Raw genomic sequence first — 14721 nt, forward strand, 5'->3', positions numbered from 1 at the left:
CTTGACCCGTTCGCGCTGGGCCAGCGAACAGCGTTTTGGATCGAACTCCGGCCGCGGCTTGGTCCCTTCCGGAGCATCGGGGCGGCAGGCCGTGCAACACCTCCAGGATGTGCCTCTCCCACCAGCAGGCCTGTTCAGCGGCAGCCTCGGGGAACTCCCCGATCCGGGAGGTCGGTGGCACCCGCCTTTTCCCGGTCACCGGCCGACCCCGCTGGCCGAGTGCACGATCGTCCGCGGCCCTAGCAACTCTGCCGTCATGTCCTCGGCGGTCAGCTCTTGGTGCCAGAGGAGGTGGAACAGCACGGGCAGCATCGACAGCCGATCCCCGGCCGCATCCGCCCCACCATCAGCGGCCCCGGGATTGTGAAAACCTCCCGGAGCCGGGCCGCGGCCGGGTCGTGCAGACACCTCGGGTGCCGGTAGCGCGACAGCCACCGGACGTTCGCTAGCAGCACCGCGTCAGGCGTCCCCAGCCGCTCGAAACTCCACCCGGCCTGGGCGCAGACCAGACGTGCCATCTCGAATGCTTCGGCGTCCTTCGGTTCGATCCGCTCGTCCGCACGGACATCGACGACCACCGCCGAGCCGTCCGCGCGGCGCAGGAAGTAATCCGGGGCGTGTCGACGCTCCCGCTCGCCGTCATGCCAGTGCAGCCAGAACGGCTGCGAGCCCATCCCCACCACGCTCGGATCGAAGTCCATCAACAGCAGCCGGTCCCGCTCCAGCCACGACTCGAAGCCGACGTGTCGCCCGGTCGTCGCCGCCCAGTACCAGCCCGGGAAGTGACGCTCACCGCGCGACCAGCGGAACGTACGTACCGGCTCGGCATCCTCGAACCGGCTCGTCACACAGTCCTGCAGCGGACGCCGGCGACGCCCGTGCACCGCGTCGACGTACGACAACTCGACGCACGTCGCTGCCCGATCCACCCCAGCCGGTACAGCCATCCAGCACCCCCAGTGCACTCAACCGCGCGACCAGGTTCGCTGAGACAGAAGCCCGAACGACTCGGTTCGTTGAGAAAACGACTCGATTGAGTGAGACGGGACAAGCGGATCGAGAGGGCGATCCCTTGCCTGTCGAACGGTTCCGATATATCGTTGAAGTATCGCGACAGTTCAACGATGCAATCCTGACGAAAGGAGCGTTGCGATGCGTTCACACGGACACGAGTGCGGAAACGGACACGGGGCCGGGCGTGGGGGCTGGGGTCCCGGGCCGCGTGGCGACTTCGAAGGCAGGCGGGCCGCGTTCGGGCCCTTCGGGCCGGGCTTCGGCGGGGGCCCCTTCGCGGGCGGCGGACGCGGTCGGGGCGGTGGCCGGGGGCGGGCGCGCCGAGGTGATGTGCGCGCCTCGATCCTGGCGCTGCTCAAGGAGCGCCCGATGCACGGCTACGAGATGATCAAGGAGATCGGCGAGCGGAGCGACGGGGCCTGGAAGCCCAGCCCCGGCTCCGTCTACCCGACCCTCCAGATGCTGGAGGACGAGGGCCTGATCGTCAGCGAGAGCGAGGGTGGCAAGAAGCTGTTCACGCTCACCGACTCCGGCCGCGCCGAGGCCGAGGGCGGTCCCGAGGCGCCCTGGGAGGAAGCCGGGCGCGGGGTCGACTGGGAGGCCGTGAACGAGATCAGGCAGGCGGGCTTCGGCCTGATGGAGGCGTTCGGCCAGGTCTGGAAGACCGGCAGTGCCGAGCAGCGGCAGAAGGCGGTCGGCGTGATCAACGAGGCCCGCAAGAAGCTGTACCTGATCCTCGCCGACGAGCACTGAGCCGACGGGCGTCGGTAGGGGTGGGGAAGGGCCCTGTGGCGTGTGCCGCGGGGCCCTTCGTCGTGTTCGGCCGGGGTGCGGGGTGCGGGTGGGTGGGTGGGGGTGCGGGCCCCGCTCGGCTCCGGCCTCGGCTCCGGCCTCGGCTCCGGCCTCGGCTCCGGTCCCGGTCCCGGCCCCGGGTCGGTCCCGGGGCCCGGCTTCGGCCTGGTCCCGGGCCCCGTGGCAAGCTGGTCCCGGCCCGGCTGCGGGTCGAGCAGGGCCCGCCCGCCCGGCCTCTGCGGCCGGTCCCGCAGGGTTTCCGCGCATCCCGCGGCCCCTCTGCCTCTCGGCCCGTCAGCCGTCAGCCGTCGGCCCGTCGGCCCATCGACCCGTCAGCCCGTCACCCCCGCGAGTCTCCGCAAGGATTCGGTCAGGGCCGTCGTCGCCGAGTCCTTCAGCTTGGCCGCCATCAGGGAGACGGCAGCGCCCGTGAACGCCCCGTCGATCCGAAGGACCGTCGCCGCGCCGTCCGCCGTGAGCGCGTAGCGGGTGGTGATGATCACTCCCATCGGGCCCTTGCCCTTGATGGCGAACGCCCGCTCCGGCTCCAGTTCCTCGACCGTCCAGAGCACCTCCGCGGGGAAGCCCATCAGCTTCATGTTCTCGGTGAAGGTGGCCCCCGTCTCCAGGGTCGCGGGCCCGCCGTCCGGGAAGCCGGTGTGCGTGGCGTTCCATTCGCCGTACGAGGGGAAGTCCAGGAGCCGCGCCCAGACCTTTCCGGCCGGTGCCTCGATCCGTGCCTCCGCGCTGACTTCGGCCATGGAAACCACCCCTTCACGCGTGCCCACTGGGTTCCGGTGGCGCGGAACGTAGCGGGCTGTGCGCGAACATTCAATACTGACGAACAGTCAGCTCCTCGGCGGTCGGCCCCGCCTCGTCGCCGACCCACCAGATGTCCGCCGTGTCGAAGCGGTCGCAGGCGCGCGGTGCCCCGTCCTCCTCGTGCTGATGGAAGGCGGCCCAGAACAGATCGGCCGGCAGCGCCTCCCGGGGTGCGTACACCCGGTAGACGTACTGCCGTCCGTCGCGCGCGAGCAGACCCACCATCCAGAACACGAGAATTAGACGACTGAAAGTGGCCTTTGGTTGCCTTTGCGGCTTAAGAGAGTTCTTGGCGACGGGGAGCGCCCCTCAGGGGCAACATGCGCGATGTCATCCGTAAGGAGGAGGAACCGTGCGCGCGTGCCCAACTCCGGTGGGATGCGGACATGCGTCTCCCTGGTGATGACTCGGCCGCTTCCGCCTGATGAGGTGGGAGAGTGCACCATCCCGCCCCGTTCCCCCTGTCACTCCGGCAGTCCGCCGCCCCGCGCGCGGAGTCGGCGGCCTTGCCGGCACCGGCCCTCGCCACGGTCGTGACGGGCGCGCGCCGAAGAGCGCTCAGGGACGGCGACCGCCAGATCGACACCGCGCACCTCCTCCACTCCCTCGTCGAGACCGACCCCGAGGTCGGCGCCGCCCTCGGGGACCCCCGGGCGGTCGCCCGCGTCCTCGGCTACCTCGTCCAGCGCTCCATCGGATACGGCCTGCGCTGGCAGCGCTCGGTGGAGGACTCGGCCGCCGGACGTCTGCTCCCCGCCGTCCACGGGGCGGCGCCCCGGACCGCCACCGGCTGGTCGCCCGCCGCCTACGCCGCCCTGGAGGAGGCCTTCCACCGGGCGGCCGTACGGGGGGACGCCCAGGCGCGCGGAGCCGACGTGCTGGCGGTCCTCGCCGCAGACCCCGAGTGCCGGGCGGTCGAGGTGCTGCGCCGTGCCGGGATCGACCCGACGGCCCTGGCCGCCCGGCTGGCGCCCGGCGCCGCCGCCCTGGGGGAAGCATCCCTTCCGCTCGGCGACGGAGGCCCGTCCCCGCAGGTCTGACAGGGGTTACGCACCTGACCGCGCCCTGTCATCATGGCCCGATGCACGCGTCTCAGGGGAGAAGCGCCGGCCTGGGACTCGCCCTGGCCTCGGCCTTCGCATTCGGTGGTTCGGGAGTGGCGGCCAAGCCGCTCATCGAGGCGGGGCTCGACCCGCTGCACGTGGTGTGGCTGCGGGTCGCGGGCGCCGCGCTCGTCATGCTCCCGGTGGCCTGGCGCCACCGGGACCTGCTCCGCCGCAAGCCCGCCCTCCTCGTGGGCTTCGGGCTGCTCGCCGTCGCCGGTGTCCAGGCCTTCTACTTCGCCTCGATCTCCCGAATCCCCGTCGGCGTCGCGCTGCTCATCGAATACCTCGCCCCGGCGCTCGTCCTCGGCTGGGTCCGCTTCGTCCAGCGCAGGCCCGTCACCCGCGCAGCCGCCCTCGGCGTCGTCCTCGCCGTCGGCGGTCTGGCCTGTGTGGTCCAGATCTGGTCCGGGCTCTCCTTCGACCTCGTCGGACTGCTCCTCGCGCTCGCCGCCGCCTGCTGCCAGGTCGGCTACTTCGTCCTCTCCGACCAGGGCTCCGACGAGGCGGAGCAGGCCGATCCGCTCGGTGTGATCGCCTACGGGCTGCTCATCGGCGCCCTCGTCCTCACCGTGATCGCCCGCCCCTGGGGCATGGACTGGGCGCTCATCGGCGGCGACGCCCGCATGGACGGCGACCCCGTGCCCGCCTGGCTGCTGCTCGGCTGGATCGTGCTGATCGCCACCGTCTTCGCGTACGTCACCGGAGTCGTCTCGGTGCGCAGGCTCTCCCCGCAGGTCGCGGGGGTCGTGGCCTGTCTCGAAGCGGTCATCGCGACGGTCCTCGCCTGGGTGCTGCTCGGCGAACACCTCGACGCGCCCCAGATCATCGGCGGCGCCGTGGTCCTCTGCGGCGCCTTCATCGCCCAGTCCTCCACCCCGAAGGCACCTCCGGCCACTCCCGTGGCGGGCTCCGCGGTCGACGGGGGTACGGAGTCCGGTGCCGGTGGGGCCGGTGGTGGCGGTGCGGATGAGGGTGCCGGGCGTACGGGCGGGCCTGGCGCGGAGTTGTCGGCGGGCCGTCAGGCCCCCTAGGGTGCCCGACATGCACGCGACCGTTCTTCCGCCGCCCGCGTAGCGCGCGCGGCGACTCTCCCGACGAGGACCGGGCTCGGCCGGGCGGCCTTCCGCCCCCGAGCGGTTCGTCGCTGCCCGCGCGCGGAGCCCAGCGGCCACCCCTCCCTTCTGTCTTCCACGGAGAAGTCACGTGTCGAACCCCACGGAATCCGCCCTGCCCGTCGGCCGGAGCCTGCTTTATCTGATCGTCGCCGGAATCGCCTGGGGCACGGCGGGCGCCGCCGCCTCGCTCGTCTTCCGGATCAGCGACATGGGCCCCCTCGCCCTCTCCTTCTGGCGCTGCGTCGGCGGCCTCGTCCTGCTCCTCGGCGCGCTCGCGCTGCGGCCCCGGCGCGCGGCGGCCCGTGCGGCGGGGGAGACGCGCGGACGGCGGACCGCCCGCGTCCTCGCCACCGGGATCGGGCTCACCGTCTTCCAGAGCGCCTACTTCGCCGCCGTCCAGTCCACCGGTCTCGCGGTCGGCACCGTCGTCACCCTCGGCGCGGGCCCCGTCCTCATCGCCCTCGGCGCCCGGCTGACCATGGGCGAACGCCTCGGACGGGGCGGTGTCCTCGCCGTCGCCGGAGCGCTCGCCGGGCTCGTCGTCCTGGTCCTGGGCGGCGGCGCGGCCGAGGTCCGGCCGCTCGGCGTCGTCCTCGCGATCGTCTCGGCTGCCGGATACGCGGCGATCACCCTGATCACCCGTCGGCTCGGCCGCGACGGCGGCCGGACGGACGCCCTGTCCACCACCACCTGGGCCTTCGCCATCGGCGCCGTCGGCCTGCTGCCCGCCGCGCTCGCCGAGGGGCTCGTGCCGCACACGGACGCGCCCGTGGACGTACTGCTCCTGCTCGGTTACGTGGCCGCCGTGCCCACCGCGCTCGCCTACGCGCTGTACTTCGCGGGCGCGGCCGTCGTCCGGGCCGCCACGGTCTCCGTGATCATGCTCCTGGAGCCGGTGAGTGCGGCCGTGATCGCCGTGTCCCTGCTGGGCGAACGGCTCACCCCGGCGATCGTCCTCGGCACCCTCCTGCTCCTCACCGCCGTCACCGGCCTCGCCTTCGCCGAGGCGCGTACGGCGGTCGTGGCGCGGCGGCGGGCGACGGAGGAGGACGCGGTGACGGAGGAAGGCACGGTGGCGGTGGTCTGAGACGGACGCGGCGGAGTGCGGACGGGGGCCGGGGTGCGGACGGGGGAGCGGTACGGGCGCCTCCCCGTCCCCCGTTCCGCCGCCGTCGCGTCCGTACCGAGCAGAGGACCGTATGACTCGGAGATCCGTGCGAGTCGGAGGTCCGTGCGAGTCGGAGGTCCGTGCGAGTCGGAGGTCCGTACGACTCGGAGGTCCGTACGGATCAGTGTGTCGTCAGATAGTCGGGCAGGGTGATCGTCGGGTTCAGGTCGTCCGCCGGTACGGGGGTGTCGTAGCCGCCCCGCAGCGGGACCACGCCCGACCAGTGGGGGAGGCCGAGGTCCTCGGGGTCGTCGCGGGGGCCTCCGGTGCGGATCTTGGCGGAGACCTCGTCCAGGTCGAGCCGGATCACGGCGGTGGCGGCGATCTCCTTGGCGTTCGCGGGGCGCGAGTCGGCGGAGCGGCCGGGGACCACGTGGTCGACGAGCGCGTCGAGCGCGGTGCGCAGTTCCTCGGCGTCGGTGACCTGGCGGGCTGTGCCGTGGACCACGACCGAGCGGTAGTTGATCGAGTGGTGGAAGGCGGAGCGGGCCAGCACCAGGCCGTCGACGTGGGTCACGGTGAGGCAGACGGGAAGGCCGGGCGCGGCCACGCCGTCACCGGTCGCGCGCAGGGGGCGGGAGCCGGTGGAGCCGTGGACGTAGAGCCGGTCGCCGACGCGGGCGAAGAGCGTCGGCAGGACGACGGGCGCGCCGTCGCGGACGAAACCGAGGTGGCAGACGTAGGCCTCGTCGAGTATCGCGTGGACGAGCGCCTTGTCGTAGGAGGCACGGTCGCGGGAGCGGGTGGGCACGGTCCGGTCGGTCGCGGCGTAGGTGTCGGCGGAGGTACTCATGGCGCACTCCATTGCACTAGTGCATAATATGTTTTGTGCTAGGAGAGTATCGGATCGAAGGTCGTCGCGCAGCGGACATTTCCGCGAGCGTGGAGCGAGGCGTCGCCGCAGGGGCCCTGCGGCCGGGCCGGCACCTGCCACCCCTGAGGGAGTTGGCGACGACGCTCGGGGTGAACCCCAACACCGTCGCCGCCGCCTATCGCACCCTGCGCGAACGCGGGGTCATCGAGACCGACGGGCGGCGCGGCAGCCGGGTGCGGTCCCGCCCCGCCACCACCGCGCGCGGCTCCCTCCGGGTCGAAGTCCCCGCCGGAGTCCGGGACGTGAGCGAGGGCAACCCCGACCCCGCGCTGCTGCCCCCGCTCGGCGAGGCCTTCGCGGCGGTGGCGCGGCGGAACGACCGGAGGCCGGGGATGTACGGGGAGGCCCCCCTCGACGAGGAGTTCGGGCGGCTCGCGCGCGCCGCCTTCGACGCGGACGGGGTGCCCGCCGGGCCCGTCGGGGTCGCCTCCGGTTCGCTCGACGCCGTCGAACGGGTCCTCGTCGCCCGCCTGCGACCCGGTGACGCCGTCGCCGTCGAGGACCCGGGCTGGGGCAGCCTGCTCGATCTGGTGCCCGCCCTCGGGCTGCGGCCCGTACCGGTCGCCGTCGACGACGAGGGGCCGCTGCCCGGAGAGGTCGAGCGGGCCGTCCGGCAGGACGGGGCGCGGGCGGTGATCGTGACCGACCGGGCGCAGAACCCCACCGGAGCCTGTGTGACCCGGACGCGCGCCCGGGAGCTGCGGCGGGTGCTCGCGGCCCACCCCGGCGTCCTGCTGATCGAGGACGACCACGGGCACGGCATCGTCGCGGAGCCGCTGCACCCGCTGGCCGACGGCACCGGCCACTGGGTCCTCGTCCGCTCCGTCGCCAAGGCCTACGGGCCCGACCTGCGGATCGCCGCCTTCACCGGGGACGCCGAGACCGTCGACCGCGTCCTCGGACGCCAACGGCTCGGCCCCGGCTGGGTCAGCCGCCTCCTCCAGGGAGCCGTCGCCCATCTGTGGGCCGCGGGCGCGGTGGACCCCGTCGTCGTCGCCCGCTCCTACGGCGAGCGCCGCGACGGACTCGTCCGGGCGCTGGCCCGGCGCGGAGTCGAGGCGCACGGGCGCGAGGGCATGAACGTGTGGGTGCCGGTCGCCGACGAGACCGGTGCGGTGGCCGGGCTCCTCGCCGCGGGCTGGGCGGTGGCCCCCGGCGCGCGCTTCCGCATGGACACCGGGCCCGCCGTCCGGCTCACCGTCTCCGGGCTCGCGCTCCCGGACATCGAACCCTTGGCGGAGACGGTGGCGAGGGTCGCGGGCCCGGCGACGGCACGGAGTTACGGGTGAGGGGCGCCCGGCCCGGTCCCAAAGGCCCGGCCTAGACCCGGCTCGGCTCGCCGTCCGTCGTGACCACGCCGTCCATGCCGTCCACGCCGTCCGTCCCGCCCGTCGCGACCCCGCCGCCCGCCCCGTCCGTCGTGGCCGTCGCGTCGGTGCGGGGCGTCGTGCCGGGCCCGGTCGTCCCGGTGGGGTGGTGGACGGCGACCGGCGGGGGAGTGGTGCGGCGGGAGACGCGGCGGGTCTGGGTGAGGGCCGCGCCCGCGAGGATCACCACCGCGCCGACCGGGGTGTTCCAGGTGAGCCGCTCGTCCAGCAGGGTGACGCCCGCCGTCGCGGCGATCACCGGGACGAAGTACGTGACCATGGAGGCGGTGGTGGGGCCGACCGCCTCGACCACCCCGTACTGGAGCAGCATCGCGTATCCGGTGCCGAGCGCGCCGAGGGCGAGCACGGCAAGCAGCGGCAGCGGCTCCACCGAGGTCGGGAGCGAGGTGAACAGTGCTGTCACCACGGCGAGCTGGAGCGTGGCGAGGCCCACCTGCGAAGTGGCGAGGGAGAGGTTCGAGGCGCCGGAGCCGCCGAGCGTCCTGCGGACGTAGATCCAGCCGACCGCGTAACTGAGGGAGGCGAGCAGGGCCATCGCCGTGCCCGTCACATCGAGCCCGGAGAACCCCTGCCACGCGCCGAGGACCGTGAGCACCCCGACGAAACCGATGCCGAGTCCGGCGGCCCTGACCCGAGTGGGACGGTCCTCCGAGAGCGCGACGAGGGAGAGGACCATCCCCCACAGGGGCGTCGTCGCGTTGCAGATGCCCGCCAGGGTCGAGGGGATCGTCAGCTCCGCGTACGCGAACAGGGAGAACGGCAGCGCGTTGAGGAGGAAGGCGGCCACCGCCAGATGCCCCCAGACCCGCACCCCGCGCGGCAGCCGGTCCCGCCGCACCACCAGCGCGACGGCGAGCACCGCCGTACCGAACAGGACACGGCCGAAGGTGACGTGGAGCGGCGCGAAGCCCGCCGTGCCGACCTTGATGAAGAAGAAGCTGAAGCCCCATATGAGCGCCAGGACGCCGAAGTGGACGCGCCAGTCGAGCAGACGTGAGGAAGGAGAGGCAGACGGGAGAGGCCGGGCAGGGGAGGTCATGACACTCAGGGTGACGGCCACCCATCTCGTAGGACAAGCGAGATTTCCTCGACCCCTCCCCTTAGGATCGCTTACATGTTGAATCTGGAGCGCCTGCGCACCCTGGACGCCGTGGCCCGGCACGGCTCGGTCAGCGGCGCCGCCGAAGGACTGCACGTCACCACCTCCGCCGTCTCCCAGCAGCTGTCCAAGCTGGAGCGCGAGGTGGGGCAGCGGCTGCTCGCCAAGAACGGGCGAGGGGTACGGCTCACCGACGCGGGGCTGCTGCTCGCCGAGCACGCGGCCCGCATCCTCTCCCAGGTCCAGCTGGCCCAGGCCGACATCGAGGCCCAGCGGGGCCGGGTGGTCGGCGAGGTCCGGACCGCCGCCTTCCCGACGGCGGCCCGGGGACTCTTCCCCGCCGCGCTCGTCGCCCTCCGCCGGGACCATCCCGAGCTGCGCGTCCGCACCACCGAGCTGGAACCCGAACCGGGCGTACGAGCCGTACTGCGCGGCGACGCCGACCTGGCGCTCGTCCTCGACTGGAGCAACAAGCGGGCCCCCGTCCCCGGCGGTCTGGAACGCACCCACCTCCTCGACGACACCGCCGATGTCGCCCTGCCCGCCGGGCATCCGCTGGCCGACCGGGAGGCGGTCGACCTGGAGGACTTCGCCGACGAGGAATGGGTGTCCTGGCCCGAGGGCGAGTTCTGCCACGACTGGCTGATGTTCACCCTGCGCTCCCAGGGCATCGAGCCCCGCATCGGCCACTTCGCGGGCGAGAACCACACCCAGCTGGCCCTGGTCGCCGCCGGGCTCGGGGTGTGCGTGACACCCCGGCTCGGCCGCCCGCTCCCCGAGGGCGTGACCTTCGTGCCCGTACGGCAGAAGATGCAGAGGCACGTCTACGCCATCTGGCGCGCCGACGCCGGTCGCCGCCCCTCCCTCCAGGCCGTCGTGGAAGCCCTCCGGGCGGCGGCGCGACCGCGGACGGACTGAGCCCCGGCCGCCCCGGCGTACCCCTGGCGTCCTCGGCGGGCCTCACGGCTCCCGGGGGGCCGCGAGCTTGCGGAAGTCCCAGGAGGCCACGGCCTTCGGGGTCAGCCTCAGCCAGGCGTGCCGGCCGTCGTGCGGCATCTCCGCGAGGCCGAAGTTCCTCGCCGCGAACATCCGCTCCACGGCGACGAGTTCCGGACACGGCTCACCCGTACGCGGCGCCTCGCCGATCCGCTCGACCGCGCCCGAAAGCTCCGCCCCGCGCAGCTCCCCGTACTCCTCGCCGTCGTCCACGAGCACCGCGACCCTGGGGTCGGCGCACAGCTCCGCCCAGCGGCGGCTGCGCGTCAGCGAATACAGCCACAGGGACGTGCCGTCCCAGACGAACCAGAGCGCCCCGACGTGCGGACGCCCGTCGGCGGACACGGTCGCGACCCGGCAGGTGCGCTGTTCGGCGAGGAAGGAATCGAGCTCGGCCGGGGTCATCATGATCCGGCGTCCACGGCGCTGCGCGACGGTCATCGTCCGCACCCTTCTGGATTTCTGATGAGACGTCAGAAAGCATGGGGGGCCATCCGCGCGCGGGCAAGGGGAGGGACCGTGGGGCAAGCGTCCGAAGAGCGGCACGGGGAACGGGCCGGGCGACGGCTCGACGAGCTGATACGGCCGGACGGCGGAGTCGTCCTGCTCACCGTCGAGTGCCAGCGGGGTGTCGTGGACCTCGACGGCGCCCTGCCCGAACTCGCCGCCGCCGCCCGCTCGTCCGGCGTCCTGGACAACATCGCCCGGCTCGTCGACACCGCCCACGAGACCGGTGTCCAGGTGATCCACGCCGTCGCCGAACGGCGCCCCGACGGCCGGGGCGCCAACACCAACGCGCGCCTTTTCCGGGCCGCCGCCCGGCTCCCCGTACGGCAGCACAGCGGCAGCACGGCCGTCCGGGTCGCCGCACCGATCCGGGTCGCCGACGAGGACTTCGTCGTCCGGCGCCTGCACGGTCTCTCGCCGCTCGCCGGAACCGGCCTCGGCCCGCTCCTGCGCAATCTGGGCTGCCGCACCCTCGTCGTCACGGGCGTCTCCGCCAACGTGGCCGTGCCCAACGCCGTCTTCGACGCGGTCAACCTCGGCCATACGGCGGTCGTCCCCGGGGACGCCATCGCCGGAGTGCCCGCCGACTACACCCCCGCGATGATCCGCCACACCCTCGCCCTCGTCGCCACCCTCACCACGACGGACGAGATCGTCGCCTGCTGGAAACGAGCGGGGCGCAAGGGGGAGCCCGGGTAGCCGTAACGGCCGGGGCGGAGGAGGGCCGGGGGCGGGGGCGGGGTGGAGGAGAGCCGGGCCGGACGGGGATCAGGGGTGGCCGGGGTGACGGGGAGCCGGGGTGGTCGCGATGGCCGGGGCGGTGCGGCGTCACCGCTGTGACCTGTGTCCTGTTCCCCGTGGGAAAGGTTCTCCTCCGCGCTGTTCTCGGTAAAGTGTCGCCTCCCCGGACACCGCACGAGGCGGGCGTCCGGCAGAGGGTTCGACGGATGGGGAGGCGCCGCGCATGCCGACGCGCCCGGCCACCACCCGTACCCACCGGCACCCCGGATCCGCCCCGGACCGGCCCTCCGACGGCCGCCCCCGGAAGCCCCGGCCGCCGGCCCCGCCCGACCCCGGGCCCCACCGCCGCCTCCCCGCCCCGGACGGGCCGACCGCCCGGCCGGGGGAGCGGCAAGCGACTCCTGGAGACCCCATGGCACAGTGGCCCGGACACGCGGCCCACCCCGACCCACGCCGGACCCCGCGGCCCCGCGGGAACCGAACGGCCGCCCGGTGATCCCCTGCCGCACCCGGCGGGCCGCCGACCCCGAAAGACTCCTCCTGCGCACCACTCCGGCCACGCCCACCGCAGCCGTCCTGCTGCTGCACGGCGGACGCGCCGACGGGCCCGAGCCGCCGCCCGCGCTCAACCTCCCGGCCCTGCGCATGCGGCCCTTCGCCGCCGCCGTCTCCCGCGCCGTCCGGGACCGGAACGTGCTCATCGCCGAGGTCCGCTACCGCCACCGGGGCTGGAACGGCCCGAGCGCCGACGCCGCCCAGGACGCCGAGAGCGCCCTCGGGCGCCTCAAGGACATCGCCGGACCCGTTCCCGTCGTCCTGCTCGGCCACTCCATGGGCGGGCGCGCCGCGCTCCGGGCCGCCGGAGACCCCGCCGTCCGGGGCGTCGTCGCCCTCGCCCCCTGGTGCCCCACCGACGAGCCCGTCGACCACCTCGGCGGGCGGCGCCTCTATCTGCTGCACGACGAGGCCGACCGCGTCACCTCGGCCCACGCCTCCTGGGACTTCGTCCGCAGGGCGCGGGCGGCGGGCGCGGACGCGGCGGGCATCCCGATGCGGACGGGCGGCCACGCGATGCTGCGCGGCGCCCCCCTCTGGCACCGCCGCGCCGCCGAACTCACCTCGGCGCTGCTCTCCTACGGTTGAGCCGCACCCGTGAGGACGTGAAACGGCCCCCGGGCTCCCCGGCTCACCTTCCGAGGGCGTCCGCGCAGGCCGCCAGGGTCGCCGCGTGCACCGCGCGGGCCAGTCGCGCGCCCCAGCGGGAACGCGGCCCCGCGAAGGGCTCGGGCTCGGTGCCGGGGGTCGTGGGCGCGGCCACGCAGACGGCGTCCGTGGGGGTGCCCGAGGCGTCGGCGCCCAGCTCCACGAGGGCCTGGACCTTGGCCTCGGTGGCGGTGGCGACCGCGTTGACGAGCGCCGCGTCGGTGAGCGGGACGGGCAGCGACACGATGATGTTGATGGTCCCCGGCCGTGGTGCGACGACGCCCCCGGCCCCCGGGGCCGCCGCCCAGCCCCGTACCCCTATCCCGGCCGTGACCACGGCCCGCACCCCGCCGTCCTCGGCATGGCGCCGCTCGGCGACCGGGGCGGCCGTCATCAGACCGACCCCCGGCCCTTCGAGTCCTGCCCCTGCGGCGAGTTCGCGCAGATGGGCGACCGGGTCCAGGCGGCCGTAGCCGGGCGGGACCTGCGCGTTGAGCACCCAGGCACGGGCGCCGATGCCGCCGCCGAGCACCGCGCTCGACACCATGCGGACGCCGGGCCCGGGAGCCCAGACGAACAACGGCCAGGAGCCGCCCTGCTCCATGTGGGTCAGCAGGGGCGCGTCGGCGAGGGAAGCGCCACCGGCGAGGGGAGCGCAGGTGGAGAGGGGGCCGCGGTCGGGGAGGGGAGCGCCGTCGCTGAGGGGTCGTGAGAGCACCCCCACACCCTAGGTCGTCTCTTTCGGATCGTGCCGGTCAGGCCCGATCCGAAAGAGACGACCTAGGGTGTGGGCGCGGCAGGCGGTCCGCTCGGCCGGTGGGCCCGTTCGCGCTCAGTCCGGCACCGCCGCCGTGCCCTCCAGTTCCACCAGCGCCTCCTCGTCCCACAGGCGGGCGACCCCGACGACGGCCATGGCCGGATAGTCGGCTCCGACGAGCCGTCGCCAGGTCCTGCCCAGTTCAGGGGCGTGTGCGCGGTAGTCCGCCACGTCCACGGCGTACACCGTGACTCTCACCAGATCGGCAGGGCGGGCACCGGCCGCCTCGGCGGCGGCGAGGAGATTCGCGAGGGCCTGTTCGAACTGCTCCACCAGACCGGCGCCGACGATCCGCCCCTCGCCGTCGAGCGCGGTCTGTCCGGCCAGGAAGACCAGATGACCGGTGGCGGGCACCCGTACGGCATGACTGAACCCGGTGGGCGGGGAGAGATGCCCCGGGTTGACGCGCTCGACGCGGCTCATGGACTGCACGCTCCCTCCGCCGACGGGGATCGGCCGGCCCGTCGGCCCCTCTTCGTCTACCAGGAGGGGACCGTCTCCGCCAGTAGGGGACGGTCTCCGACCCAGAGGGGCCGCCGCTTCGTCCGGCGGTCGGGGGCGGGTTGGAACCACTCGGCCTCGGTCTCGGGGTCTTCGCGTCCGAAGGGCTCCGCGTCGGGGAGAGGCGGCCCGGCCGGTCAGCGGCAGGTGGTCGTGGCCTGGCGCAGGTCGCGTACGGCGCCCTCCGGGCGGGGCGGTCGAGGACGTGCACGGGGACGAACCGGGTGTCGCTGTCGGCCACGGCGACGGTGGGCTTGCCCGGGTCCGTCGGCGTACCGCGTCCGGCTCGACGGGAACGGGCACCGGGTGGGCTCCCGGCGATCGCGCCGCGCCGCCCTCCCCGGGGGCGCGGGCGGGAGGCCGGTGACCGCGCGGCGGGCGGCATCCGCGCGTGCCGCCCGCTGGGCGGTGGACGAGCCCGCCTCCCCCCTCCCCGGTGCGCCGAGGGTCGGACGTGACCGTGCCGGTCCGGCCAGCGCGTGACCGTGCCGACCGGACCGGCACCCTGACCGTACTGGTCCGGCCGGTACGGTCGGCGTGCTGGTCGAACCGGTAGTTTCTGTCAGCCTGGAGGCGTT

At 74.1% G+C, this 14721-nt stretch carries 16 protein-coding genes; 8 read left to right on the plus strand and 8 right to left on the minus strand.

Translation table 11 applies throughout. The features are described 5' to 3' along the window. Nucleotides 1-269: 269 nt before the first annotated feature. Nucleotides 270-902, minus strand: coding sequence for a TnsA-like heteromeric transposase endonuclease subunit (locus BU197_RS03490; protein WP_317452329.1), 633 nt, complete (start codon nt 900-902; stop codon nt 270-272). 250 nt (nt 903-1152) lie between these two features. On the opposite strand from BU197_RS03490, the gene BU197_RS31210 reads away from it, so the two are divergent. Further along, complete coding sequence (locus BU197_RS31210) at nt 1153-1767, plus strand: PadR family transcriptional regulator (protein ID WP_188266681.1); 615 nt, start codon at nt 1153-1155, stop codon at nt 1765-1767. A 371-nt stretch (nt 1768-2138) separates the two neighbouring features. Here BU197_RS31210 and BU197_RS03500 read toward each other — a convergent pair whose 3' ends face one another. Both BU197_RS03500 and BU197_RS03505 read right to left on the minus strand, forming a co-directional pair. Further along, nucleotides 2139-2567, minus strand: a complete 429-nt coding sequence (locus BU197_RS03500) for an SRPBCC family protein (protein ID WP_188266682.1) — start codon at nt 2565-2567, stop codon at nt 2139-2141. A gap of 70 nt (nt 2568-2637) precedes the next feature. Next, the gene (locus BU197_RS03505) at nt 2638-2862 is read right to left on the minus strand and encodes a hypothetical protein (RefSeq protein ID WP_188266683.1); all 225 of its coding nucleotides are present in this window, start codon (nt 2860-2862) and stop codon (nt 2638-2640) included. A 272-nt stretch (nt 2863-3134) separates the two neighbouring features. Here BU197_RS03505 and BU197_RS03510 point away from each other — a divergent pair, with 272 nt between their 5' ends. The 3 genes from BU197_RS03510 (at nt 3135) to BU197_RS03520 (ending at nt 5936) form a co-directional block, all read left to right on the plus strand. Next, nucleotides 3135-3668 (plus strand): Clp protease N-terminal domain-containing protein, encoded by a 534-nt coding sequence (locus BU197_RS03510; RefSeq protein ID WP_223183932.1) that lies wholly within the window; start codon nt 3135-3137, stop codon nt 3666-3668. 41 nt (nt 3669-3709) lie between these two features. Beyond that, complete coding sequence (locus BU197_RS03515) at nt 3710-4765, plus strand: EamA family transporter (RefSeq protein ID WP_188266685.1); 1056 nt, start codon at nt 3710-3712, stop codon at nt 4763-4765. 172 nt (nt 4766-4937) lie between these two features. Then, nucleotides 4938-5936 carry a DMT family transporter gene (locus BU197_RS03520; RefSeq protein WP_188266686.1) on the plus strand — a complete coding sequence of 333 codons (999 nt, stop codon included), beginning with the start codon at nt 4938-4940 and terminating at the stop codon, nt 5934-5936. A gap of 202 nt (nt 5937-6138) precedes the next feature. Here BU197_RS03520 and BU197_RS03525 read toward each other — a convergent pair whose 3' ends face one another. Beyond that, nucleotides 6139-6810 (minus strand): pyridoxamine 5'-phosphate oxidase family protein, encoded by a 672-nt coding sequence (locus tag BU197_RS03525; RefSeq protein ID WP_188266687.1) that lies wholly within the window; start codon nt 6808-6810, stop codon nt 6139-6141. Between the two features lie 35 nt (nt 6811-6845). Between BU197_RS03525 and BU197_RS03530 the strand changes: the two genes are divergently transcribed. Further along, nucleotides 6846-8180 (plus strand): aminotransferase class I/II-fold pyridoxal phosphate-dependent enzyme, encoded by a 1335-nt coding sequence (locus tag BU197_RS03530; RefSeq protein WP_188266688.1) that lies wholly within the window; start codon nt 6846-6848, stop codon nt 8178-8180. A gap of 31 nt (nt 8181-8211) precedes the next feature. On the opposite strand, the gene BU197_RS03535 is transcribed toward BU197_RS03530, so the two are convergent. Next, nucleotides 8212-9318 (minus strand): DMT family transporter, encoded by a 1107-nt coding sequence (locus BU197_RS03535; protein WP_188266689.1) that lies wholly within the window; start codon nt 9316-9318, stop codon nt 8212-8214. A gap of 75 nt (nt 9319-9393) precedes the next feature. On the opposite strand from BU197_RS03535, the gene BU197_RS03540 reads away from it, so the two are divergent. Beyond that, complete coding sequence (locus BU197_RS03540; RefSeq protein ID WP_188266690.1) at nt 9394-10296, plus strand: LysR family transcriptional regulator; 903 nt, start codon at nt 9394-9396, stop codon at nt 10294-10296. 42 nt (nt 10297-10338) lie between these two features. Here the strand turns inward: BU197_RS03540 and BU197_RS03545 are convergent, their stop codons facing one another. After that, nucleotides 10339-10815 (minus strand): pyridoxamine 5'-phosphate oxidase family protein, encoded by a 477-nt coding sequence (locus BU197_RS03545; RefSeq protein WP_188266691.1) that lies wholly within the window; start codon nt 10813-10815, stop codon nt 10339-10341. A gap of 24 nt (nt 10816-10839) precedes the next feature. Here BU197_RS03545 and BU197_RS03550 point away from each other — a divergent pair, with 24 nt between their 5' ends. Both BU197_RS03550 and BU197_RS03555 read left to right on the plus strand, forming a co-directional pair. Then, nucleotides 10840-11580 carry a cysteine hydrolase gene (locus BU197_RS03550; RefSeq protein ID WP_188266692.1) on the plus strand — a complete coding sequence of 247 codons (741 nt, stop codon included), beginning with the start codon at nt 10840-10842 and terminating at the stop codon, nt 11578-11580. 534 nt (nt 11581-12114) lie between these two features. Beyond that, the gene (locus tag BU197_RS03555; RefSeq protein WP_188266693.1) at nt 12115-12765 is read left to right on the plus strand and encodes an alpha/beta hydrolase; all 651 of its coding nucleotides are present in this window, start codon (nt 12115-12117) and stop codon (nt 12763-12765) included. A gap of 43 nt (nt 12766-12808) precedes the next feature. Here the strand turns inward: BU197_RS03555 and BU197_RS03560 are convergent, their stop codons facing one another. Together BU197_RS03560 and BU197_RS03565 are read right to left on the minus strand one after the other, a co-directional pair. After that, nucleotides 12809-13429, minus strand: coding sequence for an adenosylcobinamide amidohydrolase (locus tag BU197_RS03560; protein ID WP_188266747.1), 621 nt, complete (start codon nt 13427-13429; stop codon nt 12809-12811). 228 nt (nt 13430-13657) lie between these two features. Next, nucleotides 13658-14065: a RidA family protein gene (locus tag BU197_RS03565; protein WP_188266694.1), complete on the minus strand. Its 408-nt coding sequence runs from the start codon at nt 14063-14065 to the stop codon at nt 13658-13660. Between the last annotated feature and the right edge of the window lie 656 nt (nt 14066-14721).

It is taken from the genome of Streptomyces sp. CBMA291 (assembly GCF_014596525.1).
GTDB lineage: Bacteria > Actinomycetota > Actinomycetes > Streptomycetales > Streptomycetaceae > Streptomyces.

Coding starts and splice junctions, on each gene's coding strand:
- BU197_RS31210 (WP_188266681.1), top strand. CDS start 1,153: ATGCGTTCACACGGACACGAGTGCGGAAACGGACACGGGGCCGGGCGT.
- BU197_RS03500 (WP_188266682.1), bottom strand. CDS start 2,567: ATGGCCGAAGTCAGCGCGGAGGCACGGATCGAGGCACCGGCCGGAAAG.
- BU197_RS03515 (WP_188266685.1), top strand. CDS start 3,710: ATGCACGCGTCTCAGGGGAGAAGCGCCGGCCTGGGACTCGCCCTGGCC.
- BU197_RS03525 (WP_188266687.1), bottom strand. CDS start 6,810: ATGAGTACCTCCGCCGACACCTACGCCGCGACCGACCGGACCGTGCCC.
- BU197_RS03535 (WP_188266689.1), bottom strand. CDS start 9,318: ATGACCTCCCCTGCCCGGCCTCTCCCGTCTGCCTCTCCTTCCTCACGT.
- BU197_RS03540 (WP_188266690.1), top strand. CDS start 9,394: ATGTTGAATCTGGAGCGCCTGCGCACCCTGGACGCCGTGGCCCGGCAC.
- BU197_RS03545 (WP_188266691.1), bottom strand. CDS start 10,815: ATGACCGTCGCGCAGCGCCGTGGACGCCGGATCATGATGACCCCGGCC.
- BU197_RS03550 (WP_188266692.1), top strand. CDS start 10,840: ATGAGACGTCAGAAAGCATGGGGGGCCATCCGCGCGCGGGCAAGGGGA.
- BU197_RS03560 (WP_188266747.1), bottom strand. CDS start 13,429: ATGGAGCAGGGCGGCTCCTGGCCGTTGTTCGTCTGGGCTCCCGGGCCC.
- BU197_RS03565 (WP_188266694.1), bottom strand. CDS start 14,065: ATGAGCCGCGTCGAGCGCGTCAACCCGGGGCATCTCTCCCCGCCCACC.